This is a genomic window from Vreelandella maris (assembly GCF_013371085.1).
Classification (GTDB): Bacteria; Pseudomonadota; Gammaproteobacteria; order Pseudomonadales; family Halomonadaceae; genus Vreelandella; species Vreelandella maris.
Window position 1 is genome coordinate 92,343 of record NZ_JABWCV010000007.1, and the last position, 15,213, is coordinate 107,555.

Annotated in this window: 16 protein-coding genes; 15 read left to right on the forward strand and 1 reads right to left on the reverse strand. The window is 55.2% G+C overall.

Annotation, left to right across the window (positions count from 1 at the left end; genetic code table 11):
* The first annotated feature begins 190 nt into the window (after window positions 1-190).
* The 15 genes from HUO07_RS07985 to HUO07_RS08055 all read left to right on the forward strand — a co-directional run bounded on the left by HUO07_RS07985 (window position 191) and on the right by HUO07_RS08055 (window position 13,337).
* A complete protein-coding gene (locus HUO07_RS07985) occupies window positions 191-721 on the forward strand; it encodes a YceD family protein (RefSeq protein ID WP_008956806.1) in 531 nt (176 codons plus the stop codon).
* A gap of 36 nt (window positions 722-757) precedes the next feature.
* A complete protein-coding gene (gene rpmF / locus HUO07_RS07990; RefSeq protein WP_008956805.1) occupies window positions 758-928 on the forward strand; it encodes a 50S ribosomal protein L32 in 171 nt (56 codons plus the stop codon).
* Between the two features lie 43 nt (window positions 929-971).
* A complete protein-coding gene (gene plsX / locus HUO07_RS07995; RefSeq protein WP_176303127.1) occupies window positions 972-2,024 on the forward strand; it encodes a phosphate acyltransferase PlsX in 1,053 nt (350 codons plus the stop codon).
* Between the two features lie 108 nt (window positions 2,025-2,132).
* Window positions 2,133-3,092: an ACP S-malonyltransferase gene (gene fabD, locus HUO07_RS08000; RefSeq protein ID WP_176303128.1), complete on the forward strand. Its 960-nt coding sequence runs from the start codon at window positions 2,133-2,135 to the stop codon at window positions 3,090-3,092.
* 58 nt (window positions 3,093-3,150) lie between these two features.
* Window positions 3,151-3,894 (forward strand): 3-oxoacyl-ACP reductase FabG, encoded by a 744-nt coding sequence (gene fabG, locus HUO07_RS08005; RefSeq protein ID WP_176303129.1) that lies wholly within the window; start codon window positions 3,151-3,153, stop codon window positions 3,892-3,894.
* Between the two features lie 124 nt (window positions 3,895-4,018).
* The gene (gene acpP, locus HUO07_RS08010) at window positions 4,019-4,252 is read left to right on the forward strand and encodes an acyl carrier protein (protein WP_008956801.1); all 234 of its coding nucleotides are present in this window, start codon (window positions 4,019-4,021) and stop codon (window positions 4,250-4,252) included.
* Between the two features lie 192 nt (window positions 4,253-4,444).
* Window positions 4,445-5,683 carry a beta-ketoacyl-ACP synthase II gene (fabF, locus tag HUO07_RS08015; protein ID WP_008956800.1) on the forward strand — a complete coding sequence of 413 codons (1,239 nt, stop codon included), beginning with the start codon at window positions 4,445-4,447 and terminating at the stop codon, window positions 5,681-5,683.
* A gap of 6 nt (window positions 5,684-5,689) precedes the next feature.
* Window positions 5,690-6,502 (forward strand): aminodeoxychorismate lyase, encoded by an 813-nt coding sequence (pabC, locus tag HUO07_RS08020; protein WP_176303130.1) that lies wholly within the window; start codon window positions 5,690-5,692, stop codon window positions 6,500-6,502.
* A 47-nt stretch (window positions 6,503-6,549) separates the two neighbouring features.
* Window positions 6,550-7,557, forward strand: a complete 1,008-nt coding sequence (gene mltG, locus HUO07_RS08025; RefSeq protein ID WP_176303131.1) for an endolytic transglycosylase MltG — start codon at window positions 6,550-6,552, stop codon at window positions 7,555-7,557.
* A gap of 58 nt (window positions 7,558-7,615) precedes the next feature.
* Window positions 7,616-8,269 (forward strand): dTMP kinase, encoded by a 654-nt coding sequence (gene tmk, locus HUO07_RS08030; RefSeq protein WP_176303132.1) that lies wholly within the window; start codon window positions 7,616-7,618, stop codon window positions 8,267-8,269.
* The gene (locus HUO07_RS08035) at window positions 8,260-9,246 is read left to right on the forward strand and encodes a DNA polymerase III subunit delta' (protein ID WP_176303133.1); all 987 of its coding nucleotides are present in this window, start codon (window positions 8,260-8,262) and stop codon (window positions 9,244-9,246) included. The genes tmk and HUO07_RS08035 overlap by 10 nt, the downstream gene beginning before the upstream one ends.
* Window positions 9,247-9,289: 43 nt before the next feature.
* Window positions 9,290-9,625 (forward strand): PilZ domain-containing protein, encoded by a 336-nt coding sequence (locus HUO07_RS08040; RefSeq protein WP_008956795.1) that lies wholly within the window; start codon window positions 9,290-9,292, stop codon window positions 9,623-9,625.
* Between the two features lie 69 nt (window positions 9,626-9,694).
* The gene (locus HUO07_RS08045) at window positions 9,695-10,525 is read left to right on the forward strand and encodes a TatD family hydrolase (protein WP_176303134.1); all 831 of its coding nucleotides are present in this window, start codon (window positions 9,695-9,697) and stop codon (window positions 10,523-10,525) included.
* A 29-nt stretch (window positions 10,526-10,554) separates the two neighbouring features.
* Window positions 10,555-11,127, forward strand: a complete 573-nt coding sequence (locus tag HUO07_RS08050; protein ID WP_176303135.1) for a DUF1285 domain-containing protein — start codon at window positions 10,555-10,557, stop codon at window positions 11,125-11,127.
* Window positions 11,124-13,337: a UvrD-helicase domain-containing protein gene (locus tag HUO07_RS08055; protein WP_176303136.1), complete on the forward strand. Its 2,214-nt coding sequence runs from the start codon at window positions 11,124-11,126 to the stop codon at window positions 13,335-13,337. Before HUO07_RS08050 ends, HUO07_RS08055 begins: the two co-directional genes overlap by 4 nt.
* A gap of 105 nt (window positions 13,338-13,442) precedes the next feature.
* On the opposite strand, the gene HUO07_RS08060 is transcribed toward HUO07_RS08055, so the two are convergent.
* Window positions 13,443-15,107: a 4Fe-4S dicluster domain-containing protein gene (locus tag HUO07_RS08060; protein WP_176303137.1), complete on the reverse strand. Its 1,665-nt coding sequence runs from the start codon at window positions 15,105-15,107 to the stop codon at window positions 13,443-13,445.
* Between the last annotated feature and the right edge of the window lie 106 nt (window positions 15,108-15,213).

A 15,213-nucleotide genomic window follows, 5' to 3' on the forward strand; every position in this document is an offset into this window, starting at 1 on the left:
CGCATGTCTAAGAGATGTGTGCAACGTGGCGCAAATGCAATTTCAAAGCAGTAGAGTGTAGCGAAAGCAGCTAAACCTGCCTATGTTGGCCGTTTATTGAGGCCGCGGTTGGTTATTTATTGAGGAAGGCATGAAGAAATATACCGACAGCTTTGACACCAGCAGGGGGAGTGCCTATCATTGCGCGCCTATGTTGACCTCACAACTCCCCAGTCGGGTTGAGCCTTATAAGCTCGCAGCCCGCCACGAACGAATCGAAGGCTTGGTAGCGCTGGATAAACTGCCACGTCTTGCCGAAGAAGCGGGTGTCCAAACCGGCGACTGTCATGTCGTGCTTGAGTTTGGCGTCGATGCTCAAGGTCGTCGTGAAATTCGTGGCCACTTGCAAGCGACGTTGGCGCTTGCCTGCCGACGCTGCCTGGTGCCGCTGCCTCAAGAGGTGAGCAGTGACTTTTTGCTTGGAATGGTCACTGACGAAGCCTTAGCGGCCGAGTTGCCTGCTAGTCATGAACCGGTGCTGGTGGAAAAGGAACAGCTGGATCTTTTGACGGTGGTTGAGGATGAATTGATTCTTAGCCTGCCTCAAGTGGTCTATCACGATGAAGCCGAATGTCATGTCTCGGCGGAGCAGCTGGTCAGCAAAACAGAAGGCGCGGCGGCAGAAACAACGCCAGCGACGAATCCATTCGCGGTGCTCAATGTCTTAAAAGGCAAAAAATAAGCACCCTTTAACTTAAATACCTTGGAGTAAACACCCATGGCAGTTCAACAGAACCGTAAAACTCGTTCCAAGCGCGGCATGCGTCGTAGCCACGATGCACTGACTGCTCCGACGCTGTCTCAAGACAAAGAAACCGGTACGACTCACCTGCGTCACCACATTTCTCCAGACGGTTTCTACCGTGGTCGTAAAGTGATTGAAGTATAAACCTCAATTGCGTTATTAAGCGGCTAAACGGACTCAGTGCGGTATGCGCCTAGCGATAGATGTGATGGGGGGTGACCAAGGCCCTCATGCGATTATCACAGGTGCTGCAAAGGCAGTGGTGGAACACCCAGACCTTGAGCTGATTCTGTTTGGCCCGCGTCAGCAGATTCTTGCTGAGCTTTCACGCTTGCCGCAGCCTCTGGCTGCGGCAACGTCACGTTTGGTGGCGCGTGAAGCACCTGACTGCATTATGCCATCGACAACCGCTGCCTGGGCGCTGCGCAGGGGTCAGGCGACCAGTATGGTGCACATGCTGCGAAGTGTCGCTCAGGGCGAGGCGGTTGCCGGTGTAAGTGCGGGTAATACGGCAGCGCTTGTGGCATTAGCAAGACGCGAGCTGGGGATGGTCGAGGGTATTTCTCGGCCAGCGATCAGTACCGCGATTCCAGCGCGCCAAGGGCGTCGCTGTTATTTGCTGGACTTAGGCGCCAATGTGGACTCTCCCGCTCATCGGCTGGTGGACTTTGCGTTAATGGGCGCGGCGATGGCGCAGTGTGTCGATGGCACGGCTATGCCACGTGTCGCGCTGCTCAATGTTGGTGCTGAGGCCACTAAAGGATGTGCCAGCGTTCGCGAAGCTGATCGTTTGCTGCGCGAGCATGCCAATAGTGGTGCTTTTGACTATCAAGGTTATGCCGAGGGTGGTGACCTGTTTAAAGGCCAGCTTGACGTAGTGGTATGCGATGGCTTTGTGGGTAACGCAGTGCTCAAGGCAAGCGAAGGTTTGACAAGTATGTTGGTTGAACGCGTGCAGATGGCGTTTGAGTCGCGCTTAAGTGGTCGTTTAGCAAGCCTACTGGCCAAACCTGTTTTGAGGCGTTTAAAGCAGGAGTTAGATCCTGTGCGCTATAACGGGGCCAGTTTGTTGGGGTTGCGCGGTATCGTGGTGAAAAGTCACGGCAGTACCCATGCCGATGGTTTCTACTACGCTATTCAGCGTGCTCTTCAGGAAGTAGAACATAATTTACCTGCGCGGATCGCAGGCCGTTGGCAGGCGCCATTACGTGAAGCAGTGGCACCTGCGAGCCATGGTTAGATAATAAATAGTTTATTTTTTGCGAGTTTATAGGTGGCATCAGGATGTGCCAATAATCTCGCCTATCGCTCATATGAGCAAATGCCTACAAGTGCAAAGGTGAACGACATGTCTCAACCCCTTGCCCTCATTTTCCCCGGGCAAGGCTCTCAGCAGCTTGGAATGCTGCGAGAGCTGGCCGAGCGCTATAGTGTGGTGGGAACGACATTTGAGGAAGCGTCGGATGCTTTGGGCTACGACTTATGGAAAGTCGTCCAAGAGGGTCCTGAAGCATCGCTTAATGCAACCGCGTGCACCCAGCCCGCATTGCTTTCTGCCAGCGTCGCTATTTGGCGAGTTTGGCAGGAGCTAGAAGGGCCTCGACCTACTGTAATGGCGGGCCATAGCTTGGGTGAATACAGCGCGATGGTGTGCGCTGGCGTCATGAGCTTTGCCGAAGGCGTTAACTTAGTGCGTCTGCGCGGTGAGGCCATGCAGGAGGCCGTTCCCGCGGGTGAAGGTGGTATGGCGGCCATCCTTGGCTTGGCAGACGACGCGGTTGAAGCCGCCTGTGAAAAAGCCGCCCAGGGCGACGTGGTGTCTGCAGTCAACTATAACTCCCCTGGGCAGGTCGTAGTGGCAGGCTCTAAAGCAGCCGTTGAGCGGGCTATCGTTGCCTGCCAAGAAGCGGGGGCCAAGCGCGCTATGTCATTGCCCGTTTCCGTTCCTTCGCATTGTGCGTTAATGCGCCCGGCCGCTGAGCGCCTGGCGGAGGCTATGCAGGCGATTGAATTGCGAGCGCCACGCTATACCGTGATTCAGAATGTTGACGCCAAGGCGCATGCTGATACCACTACACTGCGCACACGCCTCATCGAACAGCTTTATCAGCCAGTGCGCTGGAGCGCCTGCGTTGAGGCAATGGCCAGTCAAGGTGTTGAAGTATTTATTGAGTGCGGGCCTGGAAAGGTGTTGACCGGTCTCAATAAGCGTATCGTGAAGGGTAGCAAGGGGTTGGCAGTGAATGATCCTGACAGCCTGAATGCTGCGCTTGAGCTGGCGCGTGAAACGTTGGCTGATAAAGCGTGACCAAGGGTTGTGTTATTCCGCTATCCTTGCTTGATAACACGGTTAGAGGCAGAACGTTATGACCCAAGAAAGTAGAGTTGCCCTGGTAACAGGGGCTAGTCGCGGTATTGGCCAGGCGATTGCTCGTGAGCTAGGTCGTCAAGGCCGTATCGTCATTGGCACAGCGACTAGCGAGTCCGGTGCTGAGAAAATTGATGCTGATTTAAAAGAGAATGGCATTGAAGGTGCAGGTCTGTGTCTTAACGTGACCGACCAGGCCAGCATTGACAGCGTATTGAAAACCATCACTGAGCGCTTTGGTGCGCCGACCATTTTGGTTAACAATGCCGGTATCACGCGAGACAATTTGCTGATGCGTATGAAGGAAGATGAGTGGGACTCCGTGATGGATACCAACTTAAAATCTGTCTATCGTGTTAGTAAGGCGTGTTTGCGGGGTATGACCAAGGCACGTTTTGGGCGTATTGTGTCGATCAGCTCTGTAGTGGCAACCATGGGCAACCTGGGCCAAACTAACTATGCTGCAGCCAAAGCCGGTATGGAGGGGTTTAGCAGAGCCTTGGCGCGTGAGGTATCCTCGCGAGCAATCACGGTGAATGTGGTGGCGCCGGGCTTTATTGCCACCGATATGACCGAGGCGCTGCCTGAAGCCCAGCATGAAATGTTACTTAAGCAAATTCCTTTGGCTCGCTTAGGAGCACCGGAAGAGATCGCCGCAGCGGTTGGCTTTCTGACTAGTGATGCAGCCGGTTACATCACCGGTGAGACGCTTCACGTAAATGGCGGCATGAATATGCGTTGATGGCCTTGGGGATGTCGGTTGCGTCGACCCAAGGGCGTCTATAAACTACCCCGCAGCTTTTGGCTTGCGGTTTCCAAATAGCTGGTTATCAAAAACGGCTAATGTGAACGACTGGAGTACGTTAATGAGTACTATTGAAGAGCGCGTTAAGAAAGTGGTAGCAGAGCGCCTGAACGTTAAAGAAGAAGACATCCAAAACAGCTCTTCTTTTACAGAAGACTTGGGTGCTGATTCGCTCGACACCGTTGAGCTGGTCATGGCTTTGGAAGAGGAATTCGATACTGAAATTCCTGATGAAGAAGCTGAGAAAATCACCACGGTTCAAGAAGCCATCGATTACGTGAACGCCCACCAGTAAGGGCTGCGTCGATGCATCGAACCAGGGTGGGGTGCTAGTCACCCGCCTTAAGAGCCGTCCTTTCGCAGGGCGGCTTTTTTGCTTTGCTGCCACAATGCTTATAACGTTCAATCTCCGTTATACTGTTGACCAAATTTAAGCAGCGAATGACCCAAGTGGGTCGCGTCACCATGGATGCCTGGAGGAAAGCTAATGGCACGGAAAAGGGTAGTGGTAACTGGGTTAGGCCTGGTGACCCCAGTGGGCAATAGCGTAGATGAATCGTGGGCCAACATTGTTGCTGGTAAAAGCGGTATTACGCCTATTGAGCATTTTGACACCAGTGGCTTTAACACGCGTTTTGGTGGGTCGATCAAGAACTTTGATATTAGTCCGTACCTGAATCCTAAAGATGCTCGCAAGATGGATCTCTTTATTCAGTACGGTATGGCGGCGGGCGCTCAAGCGGTTGAGGATTCCGGTATCGAGTGCACTGAAGAGAATGCGGATCGCATCGGTGTGGCTATCGGTTCAGGCATTGGTGGTCTACCCATGATTGAACATAACCACAACGCGCTCAACAAGGGTGGGGCCCGTAAGGTGTCGCCGTTCTTTGTACCGGGCTCCATCATTAATATGATTTCGGGCAATATGGCGATTCAGCACGGCTTTAGAGGGCCGAATATCGCGATTACCACTGCCTGTACCACCGGTACCCATAATATTGGTTACAGCGCGCGCACGATCGCCTATGGCGATGCGGACGTCATGGTCTGTGGTGGTGCCGAGATGGCGACGACCCCGCTAGGTCTGGGCGGCTTTTCAGCTGCACGCGCGCTCTCAACGCGTAATGATGACCCTCAGGCGGCCAGCCGCCCGTGGGATACTGATCGCGATGGCTTTGTGTTATCGGACGGTGCGGGTGTGTTGGTGCTAGAAGAGTATGAGCATGCCAAAGCGCGCGGCGCTCACATCTATGCCGAGCTGGTCGGCTTTGGCATGAGCGATGATGCTTACCACATGACATCGCCACCGGAAGATGGTCGCGGCGCGGCGCTCTCTATGCGCAATGCCATCAAAGATGCCCAGGTTGACGTTTCTGAAGTGCACTATATCAATGCCCATGGCACTTCAACCGCGGCAGGTGACCTGGCAGAAAGTCGAGCCATTGAGAACGTACTGGGTGATGCAGCCAATAATGTGGCCGTGAGCTCTACCAAGTCGATGATCGGCCACCTGTTGGGTGCCGCTGGTGCGGTAGAAGCAGTGTTCAGCATTCTGGCAATTCGTGACCAGATCGCACCGCCGACCATCAACCTGGATAACCCGCAGCCGGGTTGCAATCTGGATTATGTGCCGCACACCGCGCGGAACATGCGGATTGATATGGCGCTTTCCAACTCCTTTGGCTTTGGTGGTACTAACGGTTCGCTGTTATTCAAGAAGGTGTAATTGACGATGTTGCCGCCCGCGTTATCTGACAAACAAACTGTGCCGTTTGATGATCGCGGGCTAGCGTATGGTGATGGTCTCTTTGAAACGGTACTGTTGCGTGCAGGTGCACCGGTGCTGTGGCGCTATCATACAGACCGCCTAGCGAAGGGGTGTCGGCGCCTAAATATACCGTTACCTTGCCAAGCAGCACTAGATGCCACGTGGCAGGGTGATTGCACCGCTGAGCTGGAAGTCCTCAAGCTTATCCTGACGCGTGGCAGTGGCGGGCGGGGTTATGCGCAGCCGGATGAAGTAACACCGCGTTTGCTTAGTCGCCGTACGCCATTTCAGCCCTCGATTCAGCGCTGGCAGCAGGGTGTCACAGTTAGGCTTTGTGATTTGCGCCTTAGCCGCCAGCCGCGGTTGGCCGGTATTAAGCACCTTAATCGTCTGGAGAACGTACTGGCCCGCCAGGAGTGGAGCGATGCCGCGATCGCCGAAGGTCTGCTCGCTGATAGCGAAGGCCGAGTCATTGAAGCCACCAGTATGAATATTTTTTGGCTGCAGGCGGGGCAGGTGTTCACGCCTTTGGTTGACCAATGCGGCGTAGCAGGAACACTGCGCGCTGGTTTAATTGATCAAGGTGTCGTTGCTCAGAGGGCGCTGTTGCTGGATCGCCTTGCAGAGGTCGAGCGGCTATGGGTGGCAAACTCTGTTCAGGGAGTGTGGCCTGTGACGACGCTGCTAGCAGCGGATGGTTCGTTGCTGCAGCGCTGGGCTGTGAGTGACTCTGATCCCTTCCAGCGCTTGGCCCATCAGTTGTTAGGCTTTGCCTAAACGTCAACCTTTGTATCAATATAGCCCCGCAATTATTTTGAGGTGTCATGGTGAAACGGTTATTAACCGCTTTGTTAGTCGTAGTCATAATCGGGGCTGCCGGTGCAGCAGGCGGTTATTTTTATTGGCAGAGCCGCTTAGAGGCACCGCTAGCGCTTGATGAGCCAACGCTTTACCAAGTGCCTTCTGGTGCGGGGTTTAATCAGGTGGTGGCGGAGTTGGAATCCCAGGGCATACTGGAAGATGGTTGGGCGTTTCGCTTATTAGCGCGGGTGGAGCCTGCGCGCGTGCCGCGGCTGCGTACTGGCGAATATCAGCTTTTGCCGGATATGAGCGGGCTGGAAATGATGGCGCTGCTAGGTAGTAATAACGTTGTCACCTATCCGCTGACGATTCCTGAAGGGTGGACCTTTCGTCAAATGCGCGACTTGCTCAATGCCGCGCCAAAACTTGACCATCGCACGGCTGATTTGAGCGACGAAGAGGTGATGACGCTACTTGATCGCGAAGGCACCTTTCCTGAAGGATGGTTCTTTCCCGATACCTATCGCTACCACCTGGGAATGAGCGACGTCGATCTACTACAGCAGTCGCTTGAGCGTATGGAACGAATTCTGGACAGTGTCTGGGAAGAGCGTGCCGACGACCTGACCATTGAGTCACCCTATGAGGCGCTTATTATGGCCTCTTTGATTGAGCGCGAAACGGGGGCGCCGGAGGAGCGTCGTGAAATCGCCGGGGTGTTCAAGCGACGCATGGAGCAGGGAATGCGCTTACAGACCGACCCGACGATTATTTATGGCATGGGCGAGCGCTATGAAGGTCGCATCACCCGTGCTGATCTACGTGAAGCGACGCCCTATAACACTTATGTGATTGATGGCATGCCGCCCACGCCGATCGCTTTGCCGGGGCGTGCGTCATTGGAAGCGGCGGTAAACCCACTACCCGGCGAAACGCTCTATTTTGTTTCCCGGGGTGATGGCACGCATCACTTCTCGCGTACATTACGGGAGCATAATAATGCCGTTAATCGCTATATTCGCAACCGGTAATCGCCATGACCTATCATCAACGTCATCACCACATTGATCACCACAGTAAGGGAGCATGATGAGTAAGCGGGGACGCTTCATTACGCTGGAAGGCGGCGAAGGCGTGGGAAAGTCTACCAATGTGGGCTTTGTCGCCGAGTGGCTGGAAGCCCAGGGGCTGGAAGTGGTGCGCACACGTGAGCCGGGGGGAACTGAGCGAGGCGAAGCTATTCGAGCACTGCTGCTGGACCCCGCCCCCCAAGAGCCGCTGCATGTGGACGCAGAACTGCTGCTTATGTTTGCCGCTAGGGCGCAGCATTTAGCGGAGAAAATTCTGCCTGCCCTGGCAAGAGGGGCTTGGGTCGTGTGTGATCGTTTTACTGACGCTACCTTTGCCTATCAGGGCGGTGGCCGAGGCATTGCCAAGGAGCGTATTGCTGTACTGGAAGATTTTGTTCAGCAGGGATTCGCGCCCGATTTAACGCTTTTGCTCGATATGCCCAAAGAGGCGGCCAAGCAGCGGTTAGAAGCCCGCCTGCGCGATCGTCACGAGCAGCGTGACCGTTTTGAGCAAGAGCAGGCCGATTTTTTCCAGGCTGTGCGCGACGCCTATTTGGCGCGAGCGGAAGAAGACCCCGAACGTTTTGCGGTGATTGATGCTCAGCATCCCCTTGAAGAGGTACAAGCGCAGCTTCGTAAGACCCTTTCGGCGCGAGTAACCGCATGGCGTTAAGCGGCGTTATGCCGTGGCACCTTGCCACTTGGCATCAGCTAACCCGTCTGGCCGATGGAGGGCGGATGCCCCATGCGCTGCTCATTCATGGCGCCCATGGGGTAGGTAAGCAACAGTTGGCGGAAGCGTTAATCGCCCGGACACTTTGCGCCGCCCCCGCAGACCAGGCCTGCGGGCATTGCCATAGCTGCGCGATGTTGGCATCGGGGTACCATCCTGATTTGCTGCGGGTCTCGCCGGAAGATGGCAAGCGCCAGATTCGTATTGACCCTATTCGCGAGGTTAACCGCTTTGTTTCACAAACGGCTCAGCAGGGGGGATACCGGGTCATCGTCATTTCACCGGCTGAGGCAATGAACGTTGCCGCTGCTAATGCGCTGCTCAAAAGCCTTGAAGAGCCCGGCGATAAGACGCTATTTATCCTACTTTCTGATGTGCCTTCACGGATGCTGCCAACGATCCGCTCGCGCTGTCAGCAGTGGTCCCTGCCCAGTGTTGCCTTTGAGGCGTGTCGTGGTTGGCTGATTGAGAAACTCAACAGTGCCGACGAAGCTTACTTCTGGTGGCAGGTAGCGGGTGGCCTGCCGCTACTGGCGGTGGAAATGGCCGCGCCCGAAGAGCGCGCTTTGCGCCACCAAATTCACGACAGTTTTGAGCAGTTGGTGCGTGGCGCAGAGCCTGTCTCTGAGGCCGCGCGGCTGGATCGCCAGGCGATTGATGCCATCTTGTGGTACGGTATCGCCTGGCTGGAAGACTTGATTCGTCTCGGTTTATCCGGTGAAGCAGCAGTGCTGCACAACCCCGATCTTGAGCCGCTTTATCGCCAGGCGGTCAAAAATGGCCGGGTGCAGGATTGGTTTCGCCTGCTGGATTATGCCCGTGAACAGCGGCGTCTGTTGGCGGTGGGAGCTAACCCAAATCCCCAGTTGGTGCTTGAGGCGTGGTTGGTTCGCTGGGCGGCTCTGCTGCGCTCCTAGCGGAATGTGTTCTCCCTATTTACAGCAATCTAGCGAGGTTGTTATGGCAGCCCAAAAAGCGCTCTCTCTTAACATTCCCGATGTGCCGACACTGCTCTCCGCCTATATGCCATTTCTGGACCGTGGGGGGATTTTCGTGCCCACTCAGACTCCCTATGCACTGGGTCAGCAGGTGTTTTTACTGCTGACGCTGCCGGGTGAAAGTGAACGTCTTTCAATCACCGGCCACGTGGTATGGGTCTCGCCCGAGGGTGTCAGCGGCCGCCGCATTCCTGGTATTGGTCTACATTTCAGCCAGCAAGATTACCCTGTGCGTGACCGCATTGAGACGCTGCTTGCCGGACAGTTGGATAAGGCAGCCCCGTCGTTCACGCTCTGATTAAACCGTCGTTGATACCTTTAAAGTAAGCACCATGGTGTTAACGCCCTATCCGTTGTCGAGACCTGCATGTTTGTTGATTCGCACTGTCACCTAGATCGTTTATCTGACCAGACTCACGGGGGCGACCTCGCTGCCACGCTGATGGCTGCGCGCGCGGCCCACGTTAGCCAATTTCTTGCGGTCGCCGTCACCTTGGAAGAGCTACCACAACTCGCAGCCATCTCCCGCGCTCATCACGATGTAGCGATCTCTGCTGGTTTGCATCCTTTGCACCACAGTGAGAACGAGCCCAGCGTTGAGGATATCAAAGAGGCTGCCGAGCAGTATGGCGCCGTAGCCATCGGTGAGACCGGGCTGGATTATCACTACCGCGACAGCGTACCGGTAGACGTACAGCGCGAGCGTTTCAAACGTCATTTGATCGCCGCGCGTGAGTTAGAGCTGCCCGTGATTATTCATACCCGTGAAGCCAAAGAAGAAACCCTGGCGCTGCTGCGTGAATATAGCGACCCGCGTGTGGGCGGTGTATTACACTGTTTTACTGAAGACTTGGCGATGGCCCGTGAAGCGGTAAGGCTGGGCTTTTACATTTCGTTATCGGGGATTATCACCTTTCGTAACGCTGCGCCGCTGCGCGAGTTAGCCCGCCAGCTGCCGCTGGATCGCCTGCTAATTGAAACCGATAGCCCCTATCTTGCCCCTGTTCCTTATCGCGGTAAGCCCAACGAGCCCGCCTGGGTGGTAGAAGTGGCGGAGTGCATTGCTAACGAGCGGGGGATCAGTGTTGACGAGGTCGCTATGCAGACCACCGCTAACTTTTATCAGCTCTTTCGCGCCGCCGCGCCCGATGCCCCGGAACACGTTAAAGAGGCGCTGGCACAGTCTGGGCTTTTATAGGCTGAATGCGCCCAAGCGAGGTGGGCAAGATGAATATAGATCGATTGCTACAGCAACATGGGACACACAGTGAGGGGGCAGGCGCTATCCCACCACTCGAAAAATGGCACCCCGAACTGACAGGCGATATCAACATCATCATTCGCGCGGATGGTAGCTGGTGGCACGAAGGCCAACCGTTTGCTCGGCCCAAAGTTGCGCGTTTGTTGGCAACGCTGCTGCGGCTTGATGACGAGGGTTATTGCTTAGTTACGCCAGCAGAGCGTTGGCGGATAGAGGTTGAAGATCTACCACTGGTCGCGGTAGAGGCTGACTTTCACGACGATGCCTGGTGGTTCACTACCCAGTTTGACGATGTCGTTCGCTTGGATGCTGAGCACCCGCTTTCCGTCACTTTAACGCCTCAAGGCGAGGCAGTCCCGCAACTGCCGGTACGTTTTGGGCTGGCTGCCAGGCTGCACCGTAATGTGTATTACCAGCTTGTTGACGCAGCAAAAGCCCGTGAAAACGACGATGGCACTACTGAGATTGGGTTAATGAGTGCCGGTCAGTGGTTTGCGCTCGGTCAGCTTGACGATGAAGCATCAGGCGAGACGCCGTGAAGTTAACTGCTGAACAGCAGGCCGTTGTGAATCATACCGCCGGTCATGCGCGGGTGGCGGCCGTCGCAGGCGCAGGTAAAACCACAACCATGGCCGCTCGGGTGCTACACCTGTTGGCCAGTGGTGTGCCGCAAAAGCGCATTCTGGTGTTGATGTTCAACCGTTCCGCCAAGGATGATTTTCAGCGCCGTTTAGCGTCAATGGCGCCTGCCGGGCAGGCGCTGCCGGATGTGCGCACGTTTCACTCGCTGGGCCACCGCTTAACCCAAAGCCTATGTCGCTGGGGGGCGCTTGCGCCTCGTCAGCTATTATCCGCCGATTGGCAATTAGAGAGGCTGCTTCGTCAAGCGAGCCTTAATGTGCTGCGCGACTCGGTTGAGCGCCGCGATGCTGCTCTTGAAGGTGATAGGCTTGAAACCTTGGCCCACTTCTGCGGCTTGGTTAAAGCAGAGATGATTACCCCTGAATCGCTCTATGAGCGACTCAATTTTGACCCGGATACCGACTATTTTCCGGCCGCTTTTGCCGAGGCGGAGCGGCTACTAGAGTCGGAAGGGGTGATGACCTACGCTGATTTACTTTATCGCCCTTTGCAGGCGTTAGAGGAAGATAGCGCCCTGCGTGGTCGCGTCGAGGGGTTTCTGGATCATGTCATTATTGACGAGTATCAAGATATTAATGCCGCTCAGCAGCGCCTTTTATCCGTGCTGGTGGGCAGCCGTGCCGAGGTAATGGCGGTCGGCGATGCTAACCAATGCATCTATGAGTGGCGTGGCGCCAAACCCGATACGATGCTGGAAAATTTTACCGCCACCTTTGGCGAGGCCACCGACTACCCGCTATCTACCACGTTCCGTCATGGCCATGCCTTGGCGCTTACCGCTAATCATGCCATTGCCGCCAATCAGCGCCGCCCCAATCAGCTGTGTCTGGCCGCGCCCAATAACCCTGAGACGCGCGTTTCGGTAGGGCAGGGCAGTCGGCTGTTACTGGATGCCCTGATGGATTGGCAGGCCCAAGGACGTGCGTTTAACGAGGCCAGTTTACTGGTGCGTAGTTGGGCGCTATCGGTGCCGTTTCAACTGGCGCTTTTGCAGGCGGGCATTCCATTTCGACTTCAGCGTGAGGATCGTTTTGTCTTTCGTCTGCCGTTGGTACAGGCACTCGCCGGGTACTTGAAGCTGTCGCGTCGTCCCGATCTGCTACGCGATCCACAGCAACTATTACTATTGCTTTCCCAGCCGACTCCCTTTGTTGCTCGTGAGCGACTGCAGCGATTAGCCCATCAGTTGGCGACTACCCAGGAGTGGCCTGAGCGGCATGACCCAATGTTAACGGCATTAAAGCCGATCCAGCGGCGTACGCTTAAAAAACGCTGGATGCTGCTATGTGAATTGCCGCAGCTGAGTGCATGGCCACCCGCCAAGCTGTTAAGGCATGTAGTGGAAACCATTGAGGCGGAAAAAACACTTAAACGGGCAGCGGCGCGGCGGGATAAAGGCGAAGAGGATGTACGCTTACTCGATGTCTTAATTGAGCAGGCGCAAAGTGTGCAAGACCCAGATGCCTTTATCGAGCTGCTGGAACGCCCGGTTGAAAATCAGGCGGGCGGCGTGCTGATTAGCACAGTGCACGGTGCCAAAGGGCTTGAGTGGCCACTGGTCGCAGTAGTCGGTGTTAACGAAGAGGATTTTCCCCACTACAGCCGCGATAATCCGCTTAGCGATGAGCGCTTGGAGGAGGAGCGGCGGTTGTTCTACGTAGCCATCACTCGTGCCCAAGAACAGCTATTAGTGCTCCATGACGGGGGTGCGCATCGTCCTAGTCGCTTTATTGCCGAAAGTGCCTGGCAAGACAGTATGCGTGTGGCCTCTTGTCTAGCTAACCCCAGTGCACCAGAAGCATCACTGCAAGTGACATCGGTGGGGCTGGTTGAGCGTTATCTGGCGCGTTTAGGACGTGAAGACATTGTGCTTGCAGCGGCTCACGTGGAAGAGCACAAGGCAACTTATTCGGCCGATACGCGCTTTTATCCCGGTCAGCGTCTGCACCATGCGGTATTTGGTGAGGGTGAAGTGGCGGCAGTAGAGGGAAATGCGAGCGACCCGGTGATTGATGTGCGCTTCGATCAGGCTGGCCGACGCAGGCTTATTGCCCGCCGAGCGCCCATTCAGCTATTGGAAGGCTCACAAAGCGCTATTCTCTCTTAGCGTGTAAGTTGAATGCGAAAGGGGGGATGCTACGGCTAGTAGGAATGCACGTTCCCTTCTAGCCGTAACGTTCATGCGGCTGTCTTATATATTAAGGTGGTTGGCTTACATATTAGGATAGTTGGGGCCGCCGCCGCCTTCCGGTGCTACCCAAGTGATATTTTGCGCTGGGTCTTTAATATCACAGGTTTTGCAGTGTACGCAGTTCTGGAAGTTAATCTGAAAACGCGGCTGTCCTTCGCTATCTTCAACCACTTCGTACACACCCGCCGGGCAGTAGCGCTGTGCTGGTTCTGCATATTTAGGCAGGTTCTCACGAATCGGTAGCTCTGGATCCTCCAGACGTAAATGGCACGGCTGGTTTTCTTCATGATTGGTATTCGACAGAAACACTGACGACGGTTTATCGAAGGAAAGCTTTCCATCCGGCTTGGGATAGTTAATCTTTTCAAACTCGTCCGCAGGCTTCAGGGCGCCGTGATCAGTAGTGGTGTCATGCACGTTGGGTAACTTGTTGCCCAGCAACTGGTGGGCAAAGTTATACGCGCCGCCACCGATGGTGCCGTATTTATGGATAGCCGGGCCGAAACTGGCGCTCTCTTTAAGCTCTTGATACGCCCAGCTGGCTTCCCATTTCTGAGTAAAACTTGTCAGCTCCTGAGCGCCCTCATCACCGCCTTTAATTGCCTCAAACACGCTCTCGGCAGCCACTAAGCCCGACTTCATGGCGGTGTGTAAGCCTTTAATCTTGGAAAAATTGAGCGTGCCGGCATCACAGCCAAGCAGTAGGCCGCCGGGAAAGGTCATTTTAGGTAAACAGTTGAAGCCACCTTTAGTGATGGCCCGGGCGCCGTAAGCGACACGTTTGCCGCCATCCAGGTATTGGCTAATCGCGGGGTGATGCTTCATGCGCTGAAATTCATCGAACGGCGAAAGCCAAGGGTTTTGGTAGCCCAGATCCATAATGAGGCCGACCACGACTTGTTGATTTTCAGCGTGATATAGAAACCAACCGCCATGGCTGTTCTTATCCAGTGGCCAGCCTGAGCCGTGCACCACGAGTCCTGGTTCATGCTTGTCGGCAGGTACGTCCCAAAGCTCTTTCAGACCGATACCGTAATGCTGGGGGTCACGGCCCGCATCCAGTGAAAAGTCTTTAATCAAGCGCTTACCCAAGTGACCGCGCGAGCCCTCAGCAAAGAGCGTGTATTTGGCGCGTAGTTCCATCCCTGGCATGTAGCCATCTTTGGGCGTACCGTCAGCGGCGACACCCATATCGCCAATCAGAATGCCGCGCACCGCATTGTCTTCAATGATGACGTCCTGGGCGGCAAAGCCTGGAAAAATTTCAACGCCGAGCGCTTCTGCCTGCTCGGCCAGCCAGCGGCAGAGGTTACCGGCACTGATCACGTAACGTTGCTGATCGCCGCCGGTGTTGTGCATACTTTTCGGCACAAGTGCGTTAGGCACTTTTTGCGCTTTTTCAGCGTCCTTAAGCAAAACAACGTCATCGCGAATGGCGGGCGTATTGAGCGGCGCGCCGCGTTCTTTCCAGTCAGGGAAGAGTTCGGTCAGTGCGCGGGGCTCAAAAACCGCTCCTGACAAGATATGAGCGCCAACTTCTGAGCCTTTCTCAACCACACAGACCGTTAACTCTTGCTCCGCCTCGTTAGCTTGCTGCATGAGTCGGCAGGCGGCGGAAAGCCCGGATGGGCCAGCGCCGACAATGACGACATCAAAGTCCATTACATCGCGTTCAACAGTTTCCACCCGGCTTCTCCTTATTCTCTTTAAGCGCCAATATCTGCAAAAGCTAGTGAATGCCTACGTTTTAGGTACTAGCATATAAACAGATGGCCTTAATTTAAAACGGTCG

Bases quoted from the DNA above. Each gene is read 5' to 3' on its own strand.
- HUO07_RS07985 (WP_008956806.1), top strand. From the start codon at position 191: ATGTTGACCTCACAACTCCCCAGTCGGGTTGAGCCTTATAAGCTCGCA.
- rpmF (WP_008956805.1), top strand. From the start codon at position 758: ATGGCAGTTCAACAGAACCGTAAAACTCGTTCCAAGCGCGGCATGCGT.
- plsX (WP_176303127.1), top strand. From the start codon at position 972: ATGCGCCTAGCGATAGATGTGATGGGGGGTGACCAAGGCCCTCATGCG.
- fabD (WP_176303128.1), top strand. From the start codon at position 2,133: ATGTCTCAACCCCTTGCCCTCATTTTCCCCGGGCAAGGCTCTCAGCAG.
- fabG (WP_176303129.1), top strand. From the start codon at position 3,151: ATGACCCAAGAAAGTAGAGTTGCCCTGGTAACAGGGGCTAGTCGCGGT.
- acpP (WP_008956801.1), top strand. From the start codon at position 4,019: ATGAGTACTATTGAAGAGCGCGTTAAGAAAGTGGTAGCAGAGCGCCTG.
- fabF (WP_008956800.1), top strand. From the start codon at position 4,445: ATGGCACGGAAAAGGGTAGTGGTAACTGGGTTAGGCCTGGTGACCCCA.
- pabC (WP_176303130.1), top strand. From the start codon at position 5,690: ATGTTGCCGCCCGCGTTATCTGACAAACAAACTGTGCCGTTTGATGAT.
- mltG (WP_176303131.1), top strand. From the start codon at position 6,550: ATGGTGAAACGGTTATTAACCGCTTTGTTAGTCGTAGTCATAATCGGG.
- tmk (WP_176303132.1), top strand. From the start codon at position 7,616: ATGAGTAAGCGGGGACGCTTCATTACGCTGGAAGGCGGCGAAGGCGTG.
- HUO07_RS08035 (WP_176303133.1), top strand. From the start codon at position 8,260: ATGGCGTTAAGCGGCGTTATGCCGTGGCACCTTGCCACTTGGCATCAG.
- HUO07_RS08040 (WP_008956795.1), top strand. From the start codon at position 9,290: ATGGCAGCCCAAAAAGCGCTCTCTCTTAACATTCCCGATGTGCCGACA.
- HUO07_RS08045 (WP_176303134.1), top strand. From the start codon at position 9,695: ATGTTTGTTGATTCGCACTGTCACCTAGATCGTTTATCTGACCAGACT.
- HUO07_RS08050 (WP_176303135.1), top strand. From the start codon at position 10,555: ATGAATATAGATCGATTGCTACAGCAACATGGGACACACAGTGAGGGG.